Consider the following 23,084-nt stretch of genomic DNA (forward strand, 5'->3'; position numbering starts at 1 on the left):
TAATGTCTGGACGCCAACACCACTCGAACCATCCCAGTATCGACCAGTCGGATCGCACCATCCCAAGAAACCTACGGCAAACAGGCGACGCGGACATCGATCTCGTGATTTCGACGCGGGTCCGGAAGTCTCCGTTTTGGCACCTCTCCGTCGAGGAAGGCTGTCACGAGGCGACGATATACAACCATATGTATCACCCCCGGGCGTACATTGATCCCGAAGACGGGGGGTCACAGGCCGAATACGATCTGTTGGTCAACCACGTAGCCCTGTGGGACGTCGCAGTCGAGCGCCAGATTCGTGTCGAGGGCCCCGACGCCGAGGCATTCGTGAACTTCGTCATCACGCGAGACGCGACTGACATTGAGCCGATGCGTGGCAAGTACGCCATCTGCTGCAACGAGGAGGGCGGCATCCTCAACGACTTCGTCCTGCTGCGGCCCGACGACGACGAGTTCTGGTTCTCTATCGCCGATTCAGACCTCCTGCAGTGGTTACAAGGGGTCACGGTCGGGAACGACTTCGATATCAATATCGACGAGATCGACGTCTCGCCGATGCAGATTCAGGGGCCGAAATCCCCCGATGTGATCGAGTCGCTCATTGAAGCCCCGGTCGAAGACGTTCCGTACTACGGACTGTTGGAAGCGACTATCAACGACATCCCGGTGTTGGTGAGTCAAACGGGCTTCTCCGGCGAAGCGGGCTTCGAAATATACGTCCGTGAGGCAACGACGGCCGGCGAAAAGGTATGGAACCCGGTCCTCGAAACGGTCAAAGACCACGGCGGTGCCGCAACGCCGGTAAACGGTCGGCGACGGATCGCTGCCGGCATCCTGTCATTGGGGCAGGATATGGATCACGAAACGTCGCCGTTCCAGGTCAACCTCGGCTACCAGGTTCCTGATGACAAGGAGGCAGACTACATCGGCAAAGCCGAACTGGAACGACAAAAAGAAGCCATCGAAGACGGTGCGTATCCATTCACCCACAAACTGGTCGGACTGAAAATGGCCGGCGAACCGATTCAAGAGTGGGCCTCGGACTTTTGGCTCATCTCGGACCCGGAGACGGGCGAGGAATGTGGCTACCTGACGTCGGCGGGGTGGAACCCGGACCTCGAGGCCAACATCGGCCTCGGATTCGTGCCGGCGGAAAAACTGCAGGCCGTGACCGACATTCCACTTAATGACTCGATCTACGACGCGGACCTCGACTTAGAGTTCGAGGTACACCTCCCGGACGAGTATACCGAGGAACCCGGCGAACCGGTCTATGCGACGCTGGCGAAGGTTCCGTTCAAACCGTCGGCCAATCCCAGTGCTCGCGAACAGGCCAAGATTCACGACAAGGACGATATGGAGGAGTAAACGTCGTTTCTCCGTGAAGTACCTCGGGGTCAAGCCCCGAGGCACTCGCCTTGCTCATCTGTAGATACAATACTACGAGAAGGGGAGTTCGTGTCGATTAGCCCAAAACCGATCGATTGTAAAGCTCGTCTCGTTAACGGGGTGGAATTCGTGTCTCCGAACACGATCGGTGCGTCCCGTGGACGATAGAAGCGGAACTCCGAACTGCGGTTGAGGAACTTCCGTCACCGACGCCACGTCCAGAGTGGGAAACGAGTGAGGAACGGTGACCTATCCTGCGCTACTCGGTCGCTCGTACACAGACGGGAGTGTGTCGGTCTCGGCGGTTGCCTTTGCGCTACTCTACGGGGCTATCCTCGATCGACCACTAAGTCCTTCAAATAGGACTGCCAGAAACCAACCTAATTCACGCACGGCAGTCGTTACGGTAACGACTCGCACGCAACCCCATCCCCGTCTTGATCGAGATTGTGCGGATCGCCGTTCGTATTTTCGAGCACATACTGCGCTTGGTCTTGCGTCTCGAAATCATCACAGTTGTAGTCGCCGTCTGACGGGAGTGGTGGAATGTCAAGATCACCGTCATCGTCGTCTGGATTCAGTTCACTCTCGGAGTCGCTGTAGTCCCACAGGCCGACCTCATTAGTCTGTGCCCGCGTTTCGACCGCAGCAAATTCATCGTGGAGGCTAAACCGACTGTCGTACATCCGGGCGTAGCCATCAGACAGCAACTGCTCGTTGAAATTCTCGTCATCGATGTAGATGTATACAAGCAATCTGCCAAAGTAACCGCGCCGATCGGACTCCGCATCGAAAACGATTCGCACTTCCTCACCGCTGAGTTCGTCCTCAGCAAACGTGGTCGCCCGCTCACCCCACTCGAAAAGGTGATCGCGGCCTGCCGTTGAATCAGGAATACCTTCAAATTCATCGGGAGAAACGCGCGACAGTGTCGTTTCGGGCGTGTCGACGCCCAACAGACGAACGGTGTCTTCGGTGCCGTTCGCGTACGTGATTTCCATCGTATCGCCATCGATTACACGAGTTACAGTGACCGTCTGTTCGTCAGCTACGTCGGGCGTGGTAGCCGATCCCGTGTCGCCTCCACTGAGATCGCTGCCAAGTCCTCCAACACACCCAGTGAGGGCCAAAAGCATGAGCGCAGCAATGAGGAGCGGTAGCCGGGACCGTTGCATACAGTCATGTCGTTCTTATGAGGGATGAATCGCCCGGTTGATTTCCTTATGTAAAACTACAGTACGTTTTGTCTTGTGTAGTTCACGCGGATTAGGAGGCAGGATACATGGCCCGGTGTTTATACTACACACTGGCCGCCGGACATTGGATGATCGATTCAACCTGCAGTGTAGATACTCCTGAAGTGGGAGAGGTGGCATTCTACTGTTCATTTGAATGTTAAAAAGCACGCAAATGACTCACGTGCGTCGTATCGAACGCCGGTTCACTTGAGCGGTGGTTACTCTAACTGATGGTAGTCCAATTCGTAACCTAAATCGAGTGCCGATTGAACTGCCTTACTCGGTGGCTCAACTGAAGCGGTAGACAGGCGCATCCGTCCAATATCTGCTCGCTCAAAACAGATGTTGCGTTGCCAGTCGTCGTCCACGTCTGGATAATCGCTCCGGTAGTGCGCCCCGCGAGATTCGGTTCGTTCGAGTGCACCACTCAGGACAGCCTCCGCAGCCGTCAACATGAACCCGAGATCGATCGCCAGTTCGAACGATTCGTCGGTACCGTCCCCGATTCGGATATCAGCCGCCTTTTCGCGGAGCATGTCGAGCTGATCGAGACCCGCCTGAATGGATTCCTCTGTTCGAAGAATGCCCGCATGATTCCACATGAGTTCTCGGAGCTCAGCGAGAACGCTATCCACATCGTACGTGCCGCTTCGGCCGGCGGTGGTAGCGAGGTCCGCAACGTGTGGCTCAAACACGGAGTCGATGACTTCCTCCGGTAGGACTCCTGGGCCGTCGATCCGATCGGCGATCCGCTCGCCGGCAACGACACCGTACGCGACTGTTTCAGCGAGTGAGTTCCCGCCGAGCCGGTTGGCTCCGTGAACGCCGGCCATCGTCTCACCGATCGCAAATAGCCCCGCAATGTCTGACTCGCCGTACGCGTCGACACGAACACCGCCCATCCCATAGTGTGCTGTTGGAGCGACTTCAACCGGCTCCGCAGCCATATCAACGCCCAGTTCAAGGAACCGTTCGTGCATTCGGGGGAGCCGCTCTTTGATGAACTCGGCGTCTCTGTGTGAGATGTCGAGATAGACGCCACCGTTTTCAGTGCCGCGGCCCTCTGCGATTTCTTTGGCGATCGCTCTGGCGACAACGTCGCGCGCATCGAGTTCCATCTGGTCCGGCGAGTACCGCGCCATGAACCGCTCTCCATTCGTGTTGTATAAGCGCCCGCCCTCACCACGAACGGCTTCGGTGACGAGACGACCACTCCACGGTTCCCAGTTAGGATCGCTCTCATCTACGGCCATCCCAGTCGGGTGGAACTGCACGAACTCCATATCCATGAGCGTCGCACCGGCATCGTACGCCAGGGCGGGACCGTCACCGTTGTTCTCATCGTCCCGCGAGGTGTGCCGATTGTATATCGCAGCGTAGCCTCCGGCCGCGAGGACGATACAGCCGGCATTGAACAGGACGAACTCACCGGTGTCCATATCGAATCCGACAGCGCCGTACGCTCGAGTGCCATCTGAGAGAATCTTCGTGATCATCACGTTCTCTCGGTATGGCACATTGAGTTCCTGTGCCTTTGCGACCAGCGTATTGAGCATAGATTCTCCGGTGTGATCTCCTGCAAAGGCCGTCCGTCGGAACGACTGGGCGCCAAAGTAGCGCTGATCGATCTCGCCGTCGTCGGTCCGCGAAAACGCCATTCCCCACTCGTCTAGCTCACGGAGCCGATCGGGCATCTGCCTGGTAACGGTTTCTACCTTCTCGGGGTCGTTGACGAAGTGGCCCTCGTTGATCGTATCCGCCGCATGGATCGCCCAATTGTCTTCGGGGTCGTGGGTTCCAAGGGCGCCGTTGATTCCGCCACGTGCCCAGGTGGTGTGTGCGTCTCCGTGTCCACGCTTGCCAAGTACGAGGACGTCATCTACGCCGCGGTCGGCGAGTTCGATCGCTGTTCGAGCACCAGCAGCTCCAGCACCGATGACAAGAACAGAGACATCGACACGGTCATAATCCGGAATTGGACGCGAATCGCTGTTTGCCTCTTGATCAGTTTTCACAGGTGGATATAGGTGCTCGAGGTGTATGAACCCCACGCGCGCGTGCGCGCGAGCAGGCAATGAGTCAATTGCCAGTCACTGAATGAGTCAATTGCCAGTCACTGAATGAGTCAATTGCCTGTCACTGAGCTACCAGCGCCCTTGATCTTCCACTGAACGACCTGAGGCGACTTACGATTCGATGAACTCCACAAGCGTCCCATCAGGGTCACGTACAAAGAAAATCCGCGTGCCGCTTTCGGTCGTTTGCGGTTCACTGATTGGCCCAACTTCATCTTTGATTTCTTCGTAGAACCCATCTATGTCGTCCACAGCGAGGCCAACGTGCGTCCCGCCAGGTCGATTGATCGTCCCCGGCGTCCGTGCTTTGCCGCAGGGTTCGTATTCGACGAGTTCGATTCGGGCACCGCCAGCATCGACGTGCGCGAACGAGCCAGTTGCCCCGTCGACATCGACCGCCGTTGCGAACGCTTCCCCGGATACTGAAAATCGAGTCAGAATGTCGAGGCCAAGCGTCTTGCTGTAAAAATTGATCGCCCGTTCGAGATCCGCTACCGTGATTCCAATGTGATGAGCAGACGGTTCCGTCATGGCAAACACCGCACGCCGGAGAGACAAAATGAATGCGATCGCAGCCGCAGCGCTCGAATACACAAACGAATTCGATCGCACCCACACAGCGTGGATACGAGTACGATCACGGTCACACGACGTAGTTTACTCTCGATCGCCCCACACGCGCTTATCCTCAATCAACCAGACGGTCATGTCTCGATCGACCGTAATTTGACACGATAGCCGAGGATATCCAAACCGATCGGCGAGCGCATCATGCCAGTGGTCGGCCTCGCGGTCGACCGGATCGACGAGCCGGACGCCACAGGTCGCACAGAGCCCACGGCCACCGCAGTTAAGCCGCTCTGTGAGCCGTGTGTACGGTGACAGCCCCGCCGCAATGAGCACATCACGGAGTGGCTCACCGGGCGTGGCTGTAATTTGCGTCGGTCCGTCCGAGTGCAGAACGGTGACGATCGGCCCCTCATTTACTGACGAGTCGTCAGTGAGATCGCCCTTCGTCATCCTTGCCGTCCGTACATTGTCCCGCGGACCCATCCGGTTGCCCCGCTGGGAAACGCCTCAGACTCGGTTTCGGCCTGTAGCGTTCCGTCGGCTTCCCGGGCTCTGACGACGACCTCGTGTTCGTCGGCCCGCTCGTACTCGTATTTCCACATCCGCCACGCGTCGCGGGCCTGCTCAACCCCGTCAATGCCCGGAAGCGGGTCGGTGAGCTCGGTGTCGACCCACGTTTCCCCGCCGTCAGTCGACACTTCGACTGTGGAAATCCCGCGAGTCCCTGCGTAGGCGTGCCCGCCGATCGTCACCTGATCGCCGTCACGAGATTTGTGGTGAAGCTTTGCGACTGTCTCGACCGGCCCGGAGCCGTGCCATCCTCGCTCTTCCCAGTAGCCGGTTGCTGGCTCCTCGCGGATCTCGATGTCAGTCAGCCACTTGACGTTGATTTCGCCCCAGTGACCGGGGATCAGCACCCGAACCGGTGCACCGTGAGCCCGCGGGAGCAGATCGCCATTCATTCCCCACGCCAAAAACCCGGATTCGAGTGCGGCACGCGGGAACGCGTGGTAGTAGCCGTCTTCGGCCGCCAACCGGACACAGCAGCGATCGCCAACACCGGCGTCGTCGAGGATCGGCGCGATCGGTGTCCCGGTCCACAGTGCCGTGTCCATGTACCGTCCGTTGAGCTCGTCGCTCACGCAGCGAAGCGTAATAAAGCGGTGTTCGACCGGGTTATCGAGCAACTCCTTGTAAGATAGCTCGGTCGGGGAGTCGACGGCTCCCGCAATTTTGAGCGACCATTCGTCGGTCGTGATCGTCGGATCGCCGGTGAGGTTGATGTCGACCTGATAGAACCCCTCCGAGACGAGCGGTTCAGCGTCTGAAAGTTCGAACGACTGCTGTTTGGCCTGTGTGAGCAACTCGTCGATTACCGGATCGTCGATCGTGGCGCGAGCGCGTGCGGAGGGGCTCTCAGAATTCTCTGTCGACTGTCCGGAAGAATTGAGTAGCCATCCAGCAGCTGCTGCTCCCGCGATAACCGCGCCGCTCCCGAGGATGTCACGCCGACGCGACCATGCACTTCCAGCGGCCGAGTTAGTGTCACTCTGGTCGCCTGTATTCGTGCCGTTCACCGGCCGCGTGAACCACCAGATAACGATCGCTCCGAGCGCACCACCGACAAGCCCTGACCAGAGATCAGCAGCGACGAGCCCGATCGCCCCCAGTTGCAACCCGAGTGTCGTCCCTGCTGAAGCGATTCGATAACGCGAAGTGCGATCGCCGATCGCCATCGCGGTCCACGCCAGCACGCCGAGTGCCAACGCTGTTCCGACGGTTGCCGACGCCAAAAGCAGCGGCCGTGCGAGTCCACCGAGTAGCGGAATGCCGATCGCGAAAACCTGGTCTGGAAACCACTCAAGCAGCGTCTCACCGATCGCTGCACCTACGAATCGATCTGATTGTCCAACAACGAGAAACGAGCCACAAACTGCGGCGATCCCGCTGAGCAGTGAACCGATCGCCCCAATAGCCCGCGTCGACGGCTCCGAACGAACCGACATAGGGTATCCATGCGACGAATACACAAGGATTTGTCGGCAGGGGTGGTCACTCTCGCGTTGTGGTGGTTTCGTCGTCGAACCGCAACCGCTATGAAATCAGTTACCGCATGAGGCGATGTGTCCCGTGATCCGATCGTCCCGCCGATCGCCGCGGTGGCTGTTGCGATCTTTGCAGTCAGCGGCGGGGCGATTCTTGTCCGACTCAGCGACGCGCCGAGTGCGGTGGCGGCGTTCTATCGCGTGCTGTTTACCACGCTGCCGCTGGTGCCGATCGCCGCTTTCCGGTATCGAGCGGCGTTCAGCCGGGTCTCCACCCGGGATCTCGGTTTTGCGATCGTCTCCGGAATTGCGCTCGCGATCCATTTCGCCGCCTGGTTCGAGAGTCTCGAGTGGACAAGCGTCGCAGCGAGTGTCACCCTCGTGCAGTCACAGCCGCTTTTTGTCGCGGTTGGGGCGTATCTGTTCCTCGCAGAGCGGCTCACTCGACAGATGGTCGCCGGTATCCTCGTCGCCGTTGTCGGGATGGCAACGATGTCGGTGGGGGATCTGCTCTCGGGGGCAGCCCTCGTCGGGGCGGATCCACTGTTTGGCAATCTGCTCGCGATCGTCGGCGCGGTGATGGCCGGGGTGTACGTGCTCGCGGGGCGATCGCTTCGCCAGCGACTCGCGCTGGTACCCTATGTGACGATCGTCTACGCGGTCTGTACAGTGGTGCTCCTTGGGATCTCGGTCGGCCAGGGCCACGCGTTGACCGGCTATCCGCCCCGCGAGTGGGCCATCTTTGCGGCGCTGGCGATCGGCCCCGGACTGCTCGGCCACACGGTGTTGAACTGGGCGCTCGGCCACCTCGAATCGAGCGTCGTCAGCGTCTCGCTGCTCGGTGAGCCGATCGGTGCGAGCGCGCTCGCGGTGCTCGTGTTTGCCGAGTTTCCCACCCCGTCGACGATCGCCGGCGGCGCAATCGTCCTCATCGGCATTGTGCTCACCGCGAGAGATCGATCCGCCGAATCACGGGTCGACGAACCGACACCGTCCGACTGAGTACCCTGCAGGCAGACCTAGATTATCCGCGAAAGTCCAGACTACGACTCAAGCGCCGCCTTTGTCCGGCGATGTCGATCGCGGAACATCCCCTCGAAGCCGACCCGTGACACGGGCAATCCGGCGCGACCGATCGCCCCAAAGGGCAACTCGTACTCGACCGTATCGACGAGGATCGTCTCGTCGCCGTCACCGTAGAACTCGTGGGTGTGGATCCACAGCTCAAAGGGCCCGCCGAGCATGTCGTCGCGAAACATCGCGTAGCCGTCGCTTTCGGTTCGATCGACAATCCGTGATGTCCACCGCTGCCGTGGTCCGACTCCGAATGGACGCATCGACATATCCATCTGGGTCCCTTCATAGAGTTCCGCTGGATCGGCCTCGCCGTCCGGTCCGGTGACCGTGTGGATCTCGAGGTTCATCCAGGCCGGCGTGAGCGTTCGTAATCCATCGAGCGTCGAGTGAAACTCCCACACTGCTGAAAGCGGCGCAGCGATGCGAGTTCGCCGCGAGAATATAGCCATACGTCCGTTAGGGGGTGGTCGAAGAAAAGCCTGTTACCACGGACCGATCGATCGACGACCGTCATGACGAGCCGACCGATGACCGCCATGACGGGCCGACCGACGACCGCCGTGACGGGCCGACCGACGACCGCCGTGACGGGCCGACCGACGACCGCCGTGACGGGTCGACTGACCGGCGCTCCGCTCAGATCGAGAACCGCTCGACAGTCGTACCGGCCGATCGCAGGTCGGCGCCGGTGGCCGCGGCGACACTGACGTTCGTTTCGCCGCGATTGATCGGCACTGCGAGTTCGAAACTTCCGCCAGCGTCGGTCTCGATCGCCGTGTTCTCGCCGGCTTTGACCGCGAGCACGCTCCCGTCGGTCTCGCCGGTGACGTGCAGTTTGTCGTCGATAATCCGCCCTTCGACGCGGAGTGAGGGTCCGTCGGGGCGATCATTCTCAACGTACCGCTGTCTGACCGCTTTGGGAGTTTCCACGGGTTCGCCAGCGTCGACGCCGTGGGCAAGCCGAACGAACTGTGCCATACTCCACGACAGCGGCGTCGCCGAGCCTGTGCCCTCGGCAAACTCCCAGTTGTAGTCGGTACTGTGGCCGCGATCCCACACCTGCTCGGCGAGCATCCGGCCGCTGTTTGCAAAGCCAGCCATCGTCCGGAGCAGCCGATCGGGGGCGAGTTCGCCCTCCGTTGTCCCGGCAAATAGTTCGTACTCAGCGCGCTCGCCGGTGAAAATCGGCCACAGTCGGCCCTTGCCTTTGGTTTCAACGGTCCACGGTGCGCCCTCGTCTTCGACAGCCTGTTCGCCGTAGCCGTCGCCGTTGTAGCGATAGAAGGCAGGGCCAATGGGTGTATCGACGCGGATCGTGTTGTCGACTTCGGTGATCGAGTTTTTGATTATCGGATCGTCGGCTGGCTTCATGCCGAGCCGCGTCAGTTCGAGGAATCCACCGTCGATAATCTCACGCTCGTCGAGGGTCGGTCCGGCGTTCGCAAGCGTCCGGAGGTGCCCTGCTTCTGGATTGCCGTCCCGGGTGACGCGCACGTAGTACGGCGTGTGGGTGTGGAGTTTCGTCCCTGTACTCGTTGCACACCACTCTTCGACCCGCTCTGTCCACTCGTCGGCCAGCGCTAGCCAGACGAGCGCGTCCGCAGGTTCGTCCTCGTCAATCGCGAGGTCGGCTGCACAGACGAGGCCTGCCACTTCGGCGGCGATCGACGACGGCGAGTACCCTGCCTCTTCTTCCCAGCGCTCTTGGGCGGTCGCTGGGCCGTTCTTTGCGACGTAGTCTGCCGACTGTTTGACGTTCTCGAACTCGTAGCCGACATCATCAAACGTGAGTCCACGCTGGGCGAGCTGGTAGGCCATCACCTGCGGGAACGAGATATTGTCCATCTGCTCGCCGCCCCAGCGGGTCCGTCCGTCGACGTAGGTATTCTGTGGAATGAACCCATCGTCGTCCTGTTGGCGGGTGTAGATGTATTCCAGCGCGGCGTGGGCGGTCTCGAGGTCGTCGATCGCCTCGAAAACGGTGAACACCTGATAGAGGTCCCTTGACCAAACGAAATTGTAACCGTATCCTCTGGCCTGCTCGGAGACGACCTCTTCACCCCACGGCACTGACGGCGAGGCAAGCCCCGCACCAAGGAACGTCTTGTCCTCAACCGCGCGCAGTGCCATCAAACTCGTCTTGTACTGCGGCTCAAGCGTCTCGTCGCCGGCCACACTGTTGGGAATTGGTGCCGCATTGAGCCACTCGCGCCACGTCTCGACGTATGCCGATCGAACTGACTCGTAGGGTCGCGTCAGCGATCCTTCCGCTTCTCCGAGCGCAGCTGCGGTGTCTGCATCCTCTCCAAAGCCGATCGCAACTGTCTCCGAAACCGTCGAATCACCTGCCTTCGAGGCAGTATTCAGCTGGCCGACTAACACGACGTTGTCGTCGTCGACCCGTCGCTGAGAGTCAGGGCGGATGCCATCAGTAAACAGCTCGGTAAGGTAGCTGCTCCCGGCGACGCCGACCGTCGCCCAATCGAAGCGACCAGCCGCAGCCATCGCGACCGCGACGCTGTATGGCTCGCCGTTTTCGTCGGTCAAAAGCGAATCGGCGGTCTGATCGTAGGCGTCAGAGTCTCTCGCAACCAGATGGTGTCGACCCCGCTCACCGAGTGTCAGCCCGCGATCGGCGGTACCGGTGTTCGTCAAGGCGGTGTCGGCGATCGCGTATAGTTCGTACTCGTTGTCGTCGTCAGCCTCGAACTCAACGGCGGCGAGGACCGCATCGTGATCGGGGTCGGCCGCGTACTCGATAGTGAGCCGCCAGGCATGCCCTCGGCCGTCGCCTTGCTCTTGAATAATGTGCCGAAACGCGAGCGCGTCGTCCTCCGTCGGCTCTACGCGGCGCGAAACCGTATCGGCGTCATCATCGGTTCGGGTTTCGTTGTACGTACGGGCGGTGTACGTGGAATCTTCGGCTGCGTCAGCAACGAGAAAGTCGACCGTCCGAACGTTCATCAGATCGACCCGTGGGAACCGAAGTTCGGTCAGCGCGCCCTCGGTGAGCGTAAACCACACCTTCGATGGTTCGGGATCTGTGTGATCGGCGACTGTTCCGACGCCGTACTTTTCGCCGGTCGTCCACGTTGGGCGATCGCCCGGCCCAGCCGGTTCGCCGCCGTGGACCGGCAGCGCGTCGTGTTCGCGCAACAGCGCGGTCGCATACAGCCGGAGCGCGTGGGACCAGCCGAGTGGTGTCGCACTGTCGTGGGTACCGTCGTCGAACACCTGTTCGGCCAGATACCCCGCGTCTGTCGACAGCGGGCCATCGGGCAATAACAGCTCGTAAAGCTCACCTGCTCGAAAGAACGCGTTCACAGCAGCCGTCTCGAGCTGTTCTTCCTCATCATCGTCTTCGGCTTGTTCGGTAAGCCGCTTCAACAGCGCACCAAGCGTCGCATTGGCAGTCGCGCCCCACGCCGTCGAAACTGACCACACCTTTTCATCGGATTGGCCGTGGGTGCGCCACTTGTCGCCCTCGAATCGTGTGAGTCCAGAGACTGGCCCATGCGGATCGCGGAACAGCTCCGTCGAGAGTGTTTCAACGTGTGTCGTGAGCTGATCGATCGTCTCGTCGTCGAGATCGGCAATCCGACTGTACGCGTCGAACGCATCGACAAGCGCGAAGCCCGCTGAATCGAGCCGATCGTCAATCCAGCCGTCGCCGCTCGTGCGCATGATATAGGCCTCACGATCCGACGACCACAGAGCTTCGATCGCCTCCGCAGTCGCCTCGGCTTGCGTTTCCGCGTGGTTGGTGAGTTCATCAGGAAGCGGGGCGGCCGCGACTGTCGCGTACGCCGAGAGATACGTCGCAGCGGTGTGGAGGAACTGCCCGTTCATATTCTCCCAGAGATTCTGACACCGCTGTGGAAGCCCGTTGTCAGCGATCGTCTCCTCGAGCGCGCCAACCGCGGCTTCGATCGTCTCGACGATCGAGATTCGGACGGCTGGATCTATCTCCTGGCCGTGTTCAGCCACCAGCTCTGCGAGGAACGCGGTAACGCTCGCGGTCTGGTCGGCCTGATACTCCTCGGAATTACCGCCTTCGAGGCGTCCGTGGGCCCACCCGGGCGCGAGCGATCCGTCAATCGCCCACGCTCTGTGCGACCAGCTCCCGTCGGGCAGTTGCGTATCACAAAAGAAGCGGGCAGTTTTGACGTGCGAACCGTTCATTTCGAGGTCGAGCAATCGATCGGCCGTCAGGAGGTATCTCGACGTTTCTGACTCGTCGCGGAACCACGTGTAGCCGTAGCCGCCGGTGTGGGTGTAAAACGGATCGAACTCCGGCGCGGCAATATGGACGCCCGTCGGTGCCGTCAACAGCGAGAGCGATCGAAGATCCTGTCTGACGATCTGCGCGTTCGGCGCGCTCTTTGGGACGCGGATGTTCGCTCGATCTTTGGCCGCCTGCCTCAGTGCATCCGCCGAATCGTGGTTGATCGCACAGCTCCGCAAGTCCGCAAGGGCGTCCTCGCGATCGAGTTCGCTATGATCGGATATCTGGGTGACGAGCGTCGTCTGGGCGGCCCGTCCCGATCGCTCCAGCGGTGCGCTCACGACGACGTCTCCGCTGAGGTGGGTGTCCTCGTAGTTTTCCAACACGGCCTCCCGTGGGAACTCCAGCGCGTGCTCTGCGAGGATTTCGTCGAAGCGCTCTGGGATCTGTCCCCGGACGTTCGAGATCCCCGTCGAGGCGGTAACGTAATCGTGTTCGGTTCGATGGAACACCTCCACGGCCTTCGAGCCGTCTGGGCCGCCGTCGTTGTGGATAAGCCGGCCGACCTGACCTTCCTTGCCCTCGGGAGCGAATGTGAGGAACGCGGTCAACTCTGCGTCGACAGGAATCGCCCCCCGTAGCTTGATGTGTGTTGTGTGCGCCCGCCCAAGCGTGAGATCGTACTGGTGGACGGTGAAATCACCCGCGTCATACTCCGTTTCGACGAGATTCGTCTCCCGATAGTAGTGCTGTCTGACCGTCTCAAACTCGTCGAACCACCGGGTCCCATCGTTCGTCTCAATGCCAAGTCGCGACCTATCAAGCCCGTAGAGTCCGGAAAGAGATGAGGAATAATCCCGCAGCTGCCCCGACGGATCGACGTGAACGAGCCGATCGCCGTGCGCAGAGAACGCCCCTTCGGTTGTCGGGCGCTCCTCAGGGAACGCAGATCCGTGGCGAGATTTGTATTCGTTGATTGCAGTACGCAGTCGCATATACTTCCAGATGAGTGTGGAAGAATAAGTATTACTGGCTTTTCGCAGCATTCACCGCCGGATACATTCAATCAATTCACAAGTACGGGAATCTGTTCCCGAAAGATAGCGGTTGTCTCCGAAAATCGTCCTACGACAGGCTACTAGATCATCTATCATTGATTATTGACTACATCTGTAAGAAATACTTTCGAAATACACAACACCAAAGTAACAGAAGTCGTTTGTAGAGACATGCACCATCCTGGTCCGCCGCGGTTCATTGCCGTGGGAGACGTTGTAGAGCTCGCACCGCGTGATCCAGATCCAGAGGCGACGTACGAGTGGTCAATTCACGATGCGCCGATCGCAAGTACCATCGAACTGCCCGAGGGCGCGGTTATTGGTTTTACCCCGGACGCGGCCGGAACCTACCGGCTCGAACTCGATGCACCCGACGGGACCCACAGACAAACCGTTCGAGTGTTCCCCAGCGACAAGCGCCCCGCAGACGTGGGCGCCGCAGCCGCAGGCCGCAGCGGGTTGAGCGGCTTTAGCGGATCGGGCTCACTTAGACCGAGCGGCAGAAGCGGTCGAAGCGGCCAAAGCGGCGTGAGCGGGTCTGGCTCGGGTGCGATCGGCGAGTCACTTGAGCTGCCAACCGGCCGCCCTCGGATCCGTCTCGACGGTGGAGTCTCCGAGGATGGCGAGCGCGTTGTCGTTCGCGCGACGCCGACCCCTCACCCAGACTCTGCGCGAACCGCAGCTGATCTCAGCGTGGAGTTCGTCCTGGACGATCGCGACGGGGTTTCCCGAAGCGACGTAACGGTGACCGATCGAACCGTCGAGATTCCTGCAGCAGTCCTCGCCGATGTTGATCAGCTCCGGGTACATGGGGTCGCCGTTGGCGACAGTTACAGCGTTGCTGACGCGGTGAGCGTCAGCGCATCGGTCGACGCGGTACACGACGGTGACGGCTTTGATGTGGACGCCGTCGACGTCCTCCGGCTGAACGATCCCCCAGAGTGGGCAACGGATGCGACCCTGTACGAGGTGTACGTCCGTGGCTTTGCGAACGGTGATGATGAGGCAGATACGACCTTCGAGGCGATCGAAAACCGACTGCCATATCTCGAAGAACTCGGTGTCGACACCCTGTGGCTCACGCCCGTGCTCCAACACGACGGCAAGCCCCACGGATACAACATCACGGACTTCTTTTCGATCGCCGACGACCTGGGCGATCGCGAGTCGTACGAATCGCTCGTTGCGGCGGCCCACGACCGTGGGATGTCCGTGCTTTTCGACCTCGTGTTGAACCACTCTGCGCGCGATCATCCGTTCTTCGAGGATGCCTACCAGAATCCGGAGTCTCCGTACTACGACTGGTACGAGTGGCAGGACTCTGGCGAACCAGGGACCTACTTCGACTGGGAGCTGATCGCGAACTTCGACTACTCGAACCTCGAGGTCCGCAGGCACCTCCTGGACGCAGTCGACGAGTGGGCCGCGGTCGCCGACGGATTCCGCTGTGACATGGCGTGGGCGGTTCCCGACTCCTTCTGGCGAGAAATCCGAGAACGGGTCAAAGCGCGCGATCGGGACTTCCTGTTGTTGGACGAAACGATCCCCTACATCGAGGACTTCCACGAGGGGATGTTCGACGTCCACTTCGACACCACGCTGTACTTCACGCTCAGACAGATCGGTCGCGGTCACGAGCCTGCAGAAGCAATGCTAGACGCGATCGACGGCCGCACCGAGAGCGGCTTCCCGGATCACGCGGCGTTCATGCTCTATCTGGAAAACCACGACGAAACCAGATACCTTGTCGAGTGCGGTGATGACGCGGCATTTGCCGCGGCGGGTGCGCTGTTCACGCTCCCGGGAATTCCGATGCTGTACAGCGGCCAGGAACTCGGCCAGCGCGGGCGTCGTGACGCGATCGCGTGGGAACACGCCCGCGACGACGTCCGGAGCCACTACGACGACCTGATCGAACTTGAGGCCGAACACGAGGCAGTCGGGTTCGGCGGCGAACTCGAGCGGATCGACTACGGTGTGACAGTTCCAGACGACTCAGCGGCCGACGCCGACGATGCGGTCGCGTTCGTCCGTTCCGATGACGAGGAGACGCTACTCGTCTGTCTGCACTTTGGCCCTGACACGGTGGAAGTCGGCGTCGATCGCGACGTCGATGCGACCGACCTCGTCAGCGGTGACAATCGGGCAGCAGAAAACGGATTGACTGTCGAAGACGTCGCCGTCTTCGAGATTACCGAGTAACACCGCAACTGCAAGGCTGTCGTCGAACTGATGGCGCTCTTGTTTCGATAAAATACGACCGATTGATACACCCCCGAAAAATAGCTATCCCCGCGGATATCCAGATACGATTGCAACGAACACCAACGGCGATCGACACCAAATGACGACATCTACTATCGTATGACGACAACTGATACTCCGACGATCGACATCGAGAGAACCGAGAAACTGTGTGCGTGGCAACGACGCCAACAGACAACTGCCGAAACCGAATTCGACGCTGCTGCGGCGATCGCCGAGCGCCTGGGAGTGGATGTAACTGACGAGGAGGCCGCAACGATCGGCGTCTGGACCCCAGAACTCGCCGACGCTGACGTGGACGAGACCGATGTGTTCCTTGAGGTATACACGCCGATCGAGTCAGTCGATCCCGGACGCGACGCAACCGTCGAGTTCCAGCGTGATCGCGTCCCAGTCCGGCGGGAGGGCGAGTACACCTGGGCGGCGATCGAGGGGATCAAGCCCGGCACGCGTGAGACGCTCGGAACCCTGTACCAGCTGATCTACCGCCGCCCAGAGCCGGGCGAAGCACTCGGTCGGGAGTCGGACCTCGGCGACGAGACGTGGGGTGTGATTCCCGATCCGCTGGCAGATTCGGTGCCATTCGGTGTGTACGCGCCCGCTGAGATCTATGATATGGGCCGACTCGACGCTGAGCGGGCCGATCGCGACTACTTCGAGGCGCTCGGAACTGCGGCCGAGCGTGTATCGACTACAGAAGACGATGGCCTCCCGCGGGTCGATCCAGCGGTGAGTATGCTCGAGATTCACCCTGGAACCGCCACAGAGGCCGGCAGCCTTGGCGGACTCGCGCGGTGGTATCGATCGATCGGCGAGAAACAGCGCGCAGAAGAACCGTTGACCCCCGCCGAGCGGAACTTCGTCGGCTACGACGCGATCCAGCTCATGCCGACTGAGCCGATTACTCAACACCCAGATCGGCATGCGTGCTGGTCGCCCCAGTCGATCGATCGCGCCGCAGAATCAGAGACGGTTACCGTCACTACCGAGTCGCCCGACATGATCAACTGGGGGTACGACATCGTCGTCTCGGCGTTTTCAGCGACGAACCCCGCGATCCTCGAAACCGGTCGGCCCGACGAGCTCGTCGACTTCATCGCGGCGTGTCACAACCTTCCAGAGCCGATCAAGGTCGTCTTTGACATCGCGCTCGGACACGCCGATAACGGAGCGATCCCGCTCTTGACCGATCACTTCTTCGAGGGGCCGGGGATGTACGGCAAGCATCTCAATTATACCCACCCGATCGTTCGGGCGATTCTCTTGGAACTGCAGCGCCGGAAGATGGACTACGGTGCAGATGGAATTCGCGTCGACGGCGCACAGGACTTCCGGTACTGGGATCCCGATCGCGAGGAGATGGTCCACGACGACGACTTCCTCGCGAGGATGGACGCGGTGACACAGGAGGTCGCAGGCACCGAGTACCGCCCGTGGATGATCTTCGAGGACGGCCGGCCCTGGCCACAGGAAGACTGGGAGCTCGCGTCGACGTACCGGACGCTGATCGAGCAACACCTCCACACCTTCCAGTGGTCGCCAGTGACGTTCGCCCACAACACGCCGGCGCTTTTGACGTTCTGGGCCACCAAGTGGTGGCGAGTTCGTGAGGTCGCCGAGTTCGGCAGCCAGTGGATCACCGGCGTTGCGAATCACGACACGCTGCGGCGAGGCACCCAGACGGAGGTTGGTGACGCGTGGAATGCTCCACAGGAGAACCCACATCTCGCCGATAGCTTGCCGGAGACGATCAACGAGGCGTACAACAGCCCGGCAGCGACCATGCTGTTTTACTGTTTCATGCCGGGTGTGCCTATGGACTTCATCGGCGCAAACATGCGATCGCCGTGGGGGTTCATTCGTGACACTGACCCAACGTGGAACGTGAAAGTCGTCGCCGAGGAGGCGTACCTCGTCGACTGGCAGATCCCAGACGATATCTATCCGGACGATCGGTTCTTCGACGGCCTCAAATCGCTCGGATTCACCGAGAAAGAGGATCTGCGATCGTTCGTCCGCGCGCTCGCCGCGACGGTCGAGACGACCGACTACGATCTTGCGGCGATGGCGACAATTCTCTCGACGATCGACTCGCCGCTGGGCGATGACATCTCTCCTGAGGATCTTGAGGCGTTTGCTGACGCGTGGATGGAAGATGTCCATGAGTACGCGAACCTCGCTCACTGGACAGACGAACAGAGCGACGAGCGGACCGCGTTCGATCGCTCCGTCCGGCAGTTCCGCCACGAACGACCGTGGCTCCGATCGGATGTCGATATCGAAGATAACGAAGCATACGGCTACAGGCATCCGACAGAGGGGACCGTCCTGTACTACGGGCTCAGGGAATCTCCAGACGCCGACGAGCAGTTGCTGTTCGCAGCGAATATGGAGGGGACACCAATCGACGTATCGCCCGAAATCCTCGCCGCCGAGATCGACGGCCTGCCAACCGACGGCTGGGAGCCCGAACTGGCTGCGCCAGCGGTTTCGACCGACGAAGAGCCAATAGAACTCGGAAACGTGCAGGCGATCGTTTGGTCAAGGCAGAAGTAGTGTATTTCACAATTTTAAATATAGTCAAACAAACATACAATAATTTCTAGTTGAGCTAAGCTATTTACAGTGTAATTTCGTAATACGGTGTATGCCAACAACAGATAACTCTTCGGCGCCGATACCACGGTGGGGTGATCCCGACCATTGCCCGTTCTGTGCTGACGAATTAGCCGACCCTGGTGCGGGATTCATCGATCATCTCGACGAAAGCCCCGAGTGCGCGTCTGGGTTCGAACAGTGGCGCGATCGCGTCGCCGGCGACATGATGCGCGGTTGGGGTGGGTAATCGATCAAAATTGCGTGACGCCCAACTGAGGATCCGTGGACGGATTTACTGAACAAATTTTCAGTAGTCCGGCTTACAGAAATATCATTCTGAATACACTTAACGGCTCAGAAGCCATTGGTGTATCCATGCAAGCGAGATCACACACGATCAGGTCGCACAGCCGATCGAGGCCGACCCACCTCGGTCCCACCGAGATGATAGGATACGATCACCCTTTAGCCGAGGGACGTTCGAGCGTCGCCGGAATCGTTGGATACCTCGGCGTCCTCGTCGGGTTGTTGGCATTTGCGAGCGCCCCACAGCTCGTCGGAGCCGCGCTCGCGGGTGCGATCGTCGCGAGATACGCCGGATGGGTTATCTGTGGACTTCGGGAGGCGATCGCGGGCAGTTATTTACGTGTCCGGCGAGCACGTCCCCAGCATGACGTCGCCACCGGACGATGAGGGGCCAGCGTTGACGCCGGACCAGGCGTTCAGCGCGCTCGGGAACACGACTCGGATGGATATTCTTCGGACGCTGGCGGATGCAGACACCCCGCTTTCGTTTTCTGCGTTATACGATCGGATTGAGCTCTCTGACTCAGGGCAATTCAACTACCACCTCAACAAACTCGTCGATCACTTCGTTCGAAAACGCGACGACGGCTACGAGCTCACACGCGCGGGCGAACGGATTATCGAAGCGGTCCTCTCGGGCGCGGTCACTGAGCATCCGATAATTGAATCCACAGAAGTCGACCAATACTGTCAGTACTGCGGTGCGCCGATCGGAATCTCCTACAGCGACGAACAGCTCTTGGTGTTTTGTACTGAGTGTCCTGGGACGTACGGTCGTCAAGAGTTTACCGGCGAGTATGGTCATCTCGGGCGACTCTACCTCCCACCAGCCGGGGTTGGCGATCGCTCGCCCGACGAGGTCTACAGAGCCGCACGGATCTGGGGCGGCTTGGAGACGATGGCGACGGTCACCGGCGTCTGCCCGCGGTGTTCGGCCTCGCTTGAGGAGTCACTCGACGTCTGTCCAACCCACGACCCTGCCGATGGCGTCTGTCCTGCCTGTGGGAATCGCTACGCCGTGTCGATCGACTTCTCGTGTCCGAACTGTATCTACAATCGCAGCGGACTGTTCGGGGTGAAACTCACCGCTCACACCGAGATGCTGGCGTTTCTCGCCGGCAACGGGATCAATCCAATCGCGCCACTCTCGCACGCATCGATTGGGTCTGCCATGAACTACACCGAAGATATCCGCTCAGTCGATCCGCTGGATGTGCGATTTATATTCGAAATTGACGGCAAAACAATCACCTTCAGGGTTGACGACGACCGAACCATTCACGTCGAGTGATCGCCCCGTTCGTCTTTTTGCACAGACAGCGCCCGTAGCTGCTCAACCGCCGGTGCCTTCGAGAGCGGCTCGTTTGCATTCCCACACTGGGGAGACTGTACACACGATGGACAGCCGTCCGCACAGTCACAGGCGTCGATCATATCCGCCGTCCGTGTCATTAGCTCTTCGACAATCCCGTATCCTGCCCGCGTGAGGCCGACCCCGCCGGGGTAGCCGTCGTAAATGAACACTGTCGGCCGATCGGTGTGGGGGTGGTATGGTGTCGAAATCCCACCGATGTCGCCGCGATCGCACAGCAGGCTGAACGGGAACAACGAGATCATCCCGTGTTCGGCGGCGTGGATACCGCCGTTGAAGACGTCGTCGCTACGGTCCGCGCGAATAGCAACCTCCAGATCCGGCGGTAGCGTGTAGTACAGTGCTTTTGTCCGTAACGTGGTTTCGGGGAGATCGAGCATTCCGTCACCGATCGTGTTCCCGGTCCGACGATCTTTGCGTTGAAACCCGGTCACCCGTTCTGTCATCGTTACGTCTGCAAACCGAACGCTTGCGTCAGGGTGACCCGAAAGCGACGTTTCGAGCAGATCGGCGTTCACCGTCATCGACTTGTCGGTCAGCACCTGCGTATAGTAGTCTGCCCACGTTGGCTGGAGAATTGCTGTATCGCGATCGAGATCCAGCGAAGACACTTCGTAGGTCTGACCCTGCTGATGGTAGATCGCCCCTTCATGGGCGTCTCGTAGGGCGTCGGCGAGCGGGAGTGACGCAATTGTCTCGTTTGAGCGGCCATCGAGCAGTTTGATCTCGCGATCGCCGATCGTTCGGAGGCTCATGCGGTGTTGGGGACTATCTCCGCCCGCGTAGGTCCAGCGGATCCCATCATCGGTCGATCGGCGTTCGAGCTGCCCGTCGGATTCGAGTCGCGAAATGATGTCAGGAAACGGTCCGCCGAAGTGCCGTTCGTCGTCGACAGAAAGCCAGTTTTCAGCGGCAGCCGCGGCGACGTGGTCCGGAAGGAGCATTTCGTTTTCGGGATTCGAAATTGCCCGCTCCGGATCCGCGTCGAAGAACGCATCCGGGTTGCGCATGAGATACTGATCGAGTTGGTCCTCACCACCGATCAAGACAACAAGCGCAGGATCGTCGCCGCGGCCCGCCCGTCCAGCCTGCTGGAACGCCGACATTCGAGTCCCCGGGTAGCCGTCCATGACAACCGCATCGAGGCCACCCACGTCGACGCCGAGTTCGAGCGCGTTCGTGCTCCAGACACCGCGGAGTGTCCCGCTGTGGAGATCGGCTTCAATTTCTCTTCGGGTGTCGTGTCCCAGCGCGGCCTGGTACGCCCGTACCTGTCCGGCCAGGTCATGCTGGCCGCGATCGCGCAGCTCCTTGGCACTCTCAGTCGCGTACCGCTCAGCAGCTTGCCGGGCGCGGGTGAACGTTAGCGTCTGATACCCGGCGGTGAGCAGATCACAGAACAGCCGTTTAGCCTCCGTGTGGCTCGATCGCCGTCGGCCAGAGCCGCGCGCTTGCCAGTCGTCTTCGTACTCGGGTGGATTCCAGAGTACCCACTGCCGGGGTCCGTGGCCGCTCGTGTCTGTGTCGACGAGCTGGAAGCTGTCTGGGTCGTGGCCGGTGATCCGCCCGGCGTGTTCGACCGGGTTGCCGATCGTCGCCGAACAGCACACGAACTGTGGCGACGAGTCGTACCGCTCACAGAGGCGGTTCAGCCGGCGCATGAGGAGTGCAACCTGCGTGCCGAAGACGCCGCGATAGCTGTGTACCTCGTCGATCACGACCAACTCGAGCGAGGAAAAAAACCACTCCCACAATCGGTGGGCGTGCGGTAACAGCGCGTAGTGCAGCATGTCCGGATTAGAAAGGAGCACCGTTGGGCGGCGATCGCGGACGGCCCGTTTTTCGGATTTCGACAGCCGACCGGTATACGACGCAACTGACACCCGGCTTCCGAATCCGAGCCCCCTGGCCAGCTCTGACAGCGACGATTCCTGATCGGCGATAAGTGCGTTCTGTGGGCCGATGTACAGCGTTCGGCCGCCGTGGGCCATCGCGTTCTCGAAGGCCGGAACGGTGTACGCCAGGCTCTTGCCGCTTGCCGTTTCGGTCGCGATCACCGCGTTGTCACCATCACGGATCGCTTCGATCGCGGCCGCCTGGTGTTCGTAGAGACGGTCGATCCCCTCGGCTTCGAGCGACGATCGGAGCCGCGGTTCGAGTTCGATGTCTGCGAAGGAGGGCTCGCGGGCCGGAACCGTTCGATCGGCGACGATCTGGCCGGCGTAGGTGGGGCGATCGCGAAGCCAACTGAGGATGTCGTCCACAGGGATACTCAGGAGTCATCACTGCTAACGGTTTCGGCGAGACAGAGTGCCCGATTTTACTGGCGATAACCTATGTGCTAACATTCACCATTAAATCAGTAGGTAAGCTTCCATGAGGCGTTTATTGAGGAGACACCGTTTGCGGACGGCGATCGGCTTGTATACGTCCAAGCGTTCGCCCCGGAGCAGTGCTACAAATTGGAGCTGACCGAAGCGCCGTTCATCGCTGAAAATGGGCACCCAGTTGTTGAAACAGCCGTATCCCGGACCGCGTCCGACGATGACGTGTGCGAGGAGTCTGACACGGCCATTAGACTGCTCGTCCGGCTATCGTTCGATGCTGACGGTCCGCCGGCTGATGTCGTGACCGTTCGCGTCTCCGGTGCAACAGACAACAGAGAAGAAGGCTTTCAGATTGAAGCCGAACGGTAACTCGAGCTAAGTATTGGGGCTTCATGTTTGCTGAAGTTACGACACTGGGAAGAATACTGGACAGAGCGACCCACCGACGTCGGGCGTGGGGTCGCGATCGATCGCCGTTTCGAGTTTCTCGAAGCGATCGTTGAGCACTCGGATTTCGAAGTTCCAGATCACATATTA

General features: G+C 60.2%; 17 protein-coding genes. 8 read left to right on the forward strand and 9 right to left on the reverse strand.

From position 1 onward, the window contains the following. Positions 1-2 precede the first annotated feature (2 nt). Positions 3-1,370, forward strand: a complete 1,368-nt coding sequence (locus E5K03_RS09210) for a glycine cleavage T C-terminal barrel domain-containing protein (RefSeq protein WP_171006656.1) — start codon at positions 3-5, stop codon at positions 1,368-1,370. Positions 1,371-1,792: 422 nt separating this feature from the next. Here the strand turns inward: E5K03_RS09210 and E5K03_RS09215 are convergent, their stop codons facing one another. The 5 genes from E5K03_RS09215 to E5K03_RS09235 form a co-directional block, all read right to left on the reverse strand. Next, positions 1,793-2,566, reverse strand: a complete 774-nt coding sequence (locus E5K03_RS09215; RefSeq protein WP_171006657.1) for a thermonuclease family protein — start codon at positions 2,564-2,566, stop codon at positions 1,793-1,795. Positions 2,567-2,847: 281 nt separating this feature from the next. Further along, positions 2,848-4,644: an L-aspartate oxidase gene (locus tag E5K03_RS09220; RefSeq protein WP_138006557.1), complete on the reverse strand. Its 1,797-nt coding sequence runs from the start codon at positions 4,642-4,644 to the stop codon at positions 2,848-2,850. 171 nt (positions 4,645-4,815) lie between these two features. Beyond that, a complete protein-coding gene (locus E5K03_RS09225; RefSeq protein ID WP_137198553.1) occupies positions 4,816-5,235 on the reverse strand; it encodes a VOC family protein in 420 nt (139 codons plus the stop codon). A gap of 126 nt (positions 5,236-5,361) precedes the next feature. Beyond that, a complete protein-coding gene (locus E5K03_RS09230; protein WP_138006558.1) occupies positions 5,362-5,724 on the reverse strand; it encodes a 2Fe-2S iron-sulfur cluster-binding protein in 363 nt (120 codons plus the stop codon). Then, a complete protein-coding gene (locus E5K03_RS09235; protein ID WP_138006559.1) occupies positions 5,721-7,280 on the reverse strand; it encodes a molybdopterin-dependent oxidoreductase in 1,560 nt (519 codons plus the stop codon). The genes E5K03_RS09230 and E5K03_RS09235 overlap by 4 nt, the downstream gene beginning before the upstream one ends. Before the next feature lie 117 nt (positions 7,281-7,397). On the opposite strand from E5K03_RS09235, the gene E5K03_RS09240 reads away from it, so the two are divergent. Next, positions 7,398-8,321, forward strand: a complete 924-nt coding sequence (locus tag E5K03_RS09240; protein WP_138006560.1) for a DMT family transporter — start codon at positions 7,398-7,400, stop codon at positions 8,319-8,321. A 41-nt stretch (positions 8,322-8,362) separates the two neighbouring features. Here the strand turns inward: E5K03_RS09240 and E5K03_RS09245 are convergent, their stop codons facing one another. Next, on the reverse strand, positions 8,363-8,845 hold the full coding sequence (locus E5K03_RS09245) for an SRPBCC family protein (protein ID WP_138006561.1): 483 nt from the start codon (positions 8,843-8,845) through the stop codon (positions 8,363-8,365). A 187-nt stretch (positions 8,846-9,032) separates the two neighbouring features. Next, positions 9,033-13,616: a glycoside hydrolase family 15 protein gene (locus E5K03_RS09250; protein WP_138006562.1), complete on the reverse strand. Its 4,584-nt coding sequence runs from the start codon at positions 13,614-13,616 to the stop codon at positions 9,033-9,035. Positions 13,617-13,850: 234 nt separating this feature from the next. Here E5K03_RS09250 and malA point away from each other — a divergent pair, with 234 nt between their 5' ends. From malA to E5K03_RS09275, 5 genes are all read left to right on the forward strand, one after another. Beyond that, the gene (malA, locus tag E5K03_RS09255; RefSeq protein WP_240729989.1) at positions 13,851-15,881 is read left to right on the forward strand and encodes an alpha-amylase MalA; all 2,031 of its coding nucleotides are present in this window, start codon (positions 13,851-13,853) and stop codon (positions 15,879-15,881) included. A 162-nt stretch (positions 15,882-16,043) separates the two neighbouring features. After that, entirely contained in the window at positions 16,044-18,500 is a 2,457-nt protein-coding gene (gghA, locus tag E5K03_RS09260; RefSeq protein ID WP_138006563.1) for a glucosylglycerol hydrolase, read from the forward strand. Positions 18,501-18,591: 91 nt separating this feature from the next. Continuing rightward, on the forward strand, positions 18,592-18,789 hold the full coding sequence (locus E5K03_RS09265) for a DUF7501 family protein (protein ID WP_138006564.1): 198 nt from the start codon (positions 18,592-18,594) through the stop codon (positions 18,787-18,789). A 128-nt stretch (positions 18,790-18,917) separates the two neighbouring features. Continuing rightward, the gene (locus E5K03_RS09270) at positions 18,918-19,235 is read left to right on the forward strand and encodes a hypothetical protein (protein WP_138006565.1); all 318 of its coding nucleotides are present in this window, start codon (positions 18,918-18,920) and stop codon (positions 19,233-19,235) included. Next, the gene (locus tag E5K03_RS09275) at positions 19,213-20,139 is read left to right on the forward strand and encodes a winged helix-turn-helix domain-containing protein (RefSeq protein WP_138006566.1); all 927 of its coding nucleotides are present in this window, start codon (positions 19,213-19,215) and stop codon (positions 20,137-20,139) included. The genes E5K03_RS09270 and E5K03_RS09275 overlap by 23 nt, the downstream gene beginning before the upstream one ends. On the opposite strand, the gene E5K03_RS09280 is transcribed toward E5K03_RS09275, so the two are convergent. Next, a complete protein-coding gene (locus E5K03_RS09280) occupies positions 20,127-22,484 on the reverse strand; it encodes a DEAD/DEAH box helicase (RefSeq protein ID WP_138006567.1) in 2,358 nt (785 codons plus the stop codon). The genes E5K03_RS09275 and E5K03_RS09280 overlap by 13 nt on opposite strands. 198 nt (positions 22,485-22,682) lie before the next feature. Here E5K03_RS09280 and E5K03_RS09285 point away from each other — a divergent pair, with 198 nt between their 5' ends. Next, complete coding sequence (locus E5K03_RS09285) at positions 22,683-22,916, forward strand: hypothetical protein (RefSeq protein ID WP_138006568.1); 234 nt, start codon at positions 22,683-22,685, stop codon at positions 22,914-22,916. A 36-nt stretch (positions 22,917-22,952) separates the two neighbouring features. Here the strand turns inward: E5K03_RS09285 and E5K03_RS17705 are convergent, their stop codons facing one another. Continuing rightward, positions 22,953-23,078: a hypothetical protein gene (locus E5K03_RS17705; protein ID WP_265338723.1), complete on the reverse strand. Its 126-nt coding sequence runs from the start codon at positions 23,076-23,078 to the stop codon at positions 22,953-22,955. Between the last annotated feature and the right edge of the window lie 6 nt (positions 23,079-23,084).

Source organism: Halalkalirubrum salinum, from assembly GCF_005543295.1.
In the GTDB taxonomy this organism is placed as follows: Archaea; Halobacteriota; Halobacteria; order Halobacteriales; family Haloferacaceae; genus Halalkalirubrum; species Halalkalirubrum salinum.

Bases quoted from the DNA above. Each gene is read 5' to 3' on its own strand.
- E5K03_RS09215 (WP_171006657.1), bottom strand. From the start codon at position 2,566: ATGCAACGGTCCCGGCTACCGCTCCTCATTGCTGCGCTCATGCTTTTG.
- E5K03_RS09235 (WP_138006559.1), bottom strand. From the start codon at position 7,280: ATGTCGGTTCGTTCGGAGCCGTCGACGCGGGCTATTGGGGCGATCGGT.
- E5K03_RS09265 (WP_138006564.1), top strand. From the start codon at position 18,592: ATGCCAACAACAGATAACTCTTCGGCGCCGATACCACGGTGGGGTGAT.
- E5K03_RS09225 (WP_137198553.1), bottom strand. From the start codon at position 5,235: ATGACGGAACCGTCTGCTCATCACATTGGAATCACGGTAGCGGATCTC.
- E5K03_RS09230 (WP_138006558.1), bottom strand. From the start codon at position 5,724: ATGACGAAGGGCGATCTCACTGACGACTCGTCAGTAAATGAGGGGCCG.
- E5K03_RS09275 (WP_138006566.1), top strand. From the start codon at position 19,213: ATGACGTCGCCACCGGACGATGAGGGGCCAGCGTTGACGCCGGACCAG.
- E5K03_RS09245 (WP_138006561.1), bottom strand. From the start codon at position 8,845: ATGGCTATATTCTCGCGGCGAACTCGCATCGCTGCGCCGCTTTCAGCA.
- E5K03_RS09270 (WP_138006565.1), top strand. From the start codon at position 18,918: ATGCAAGCGAGATCACACACGATCAGGTCGCACAGCCGATCGAGGCCG.
- malA (WP_240729989.1), top strand. From the start codon at position 13,851: ATGCACCATCCTGGTCCGCCGCGGTTCATTGCCGTGGGAGACGTTGTA.
- gghA (WP_138006563.1), top strand. From the start codon at position 16,044: ATGACGACAACTGATACTCCGACGATCGACATCGAGAGAACCGAGAAA.
- E5K03_RS09250 (WP_138006562.1), bottom strand. From the start codon at position 13,616: ATGCGACTGCGTACTGCAATCAACGAATACAAATCTCGCCACGGATCT.
- E5K03_RS09210 (WP_171006656.1), top strand. From the start codon at position 3: ATGTCTGGACGCCAACACCACTCGAACCATCCCAGTATCGACCAGTCG.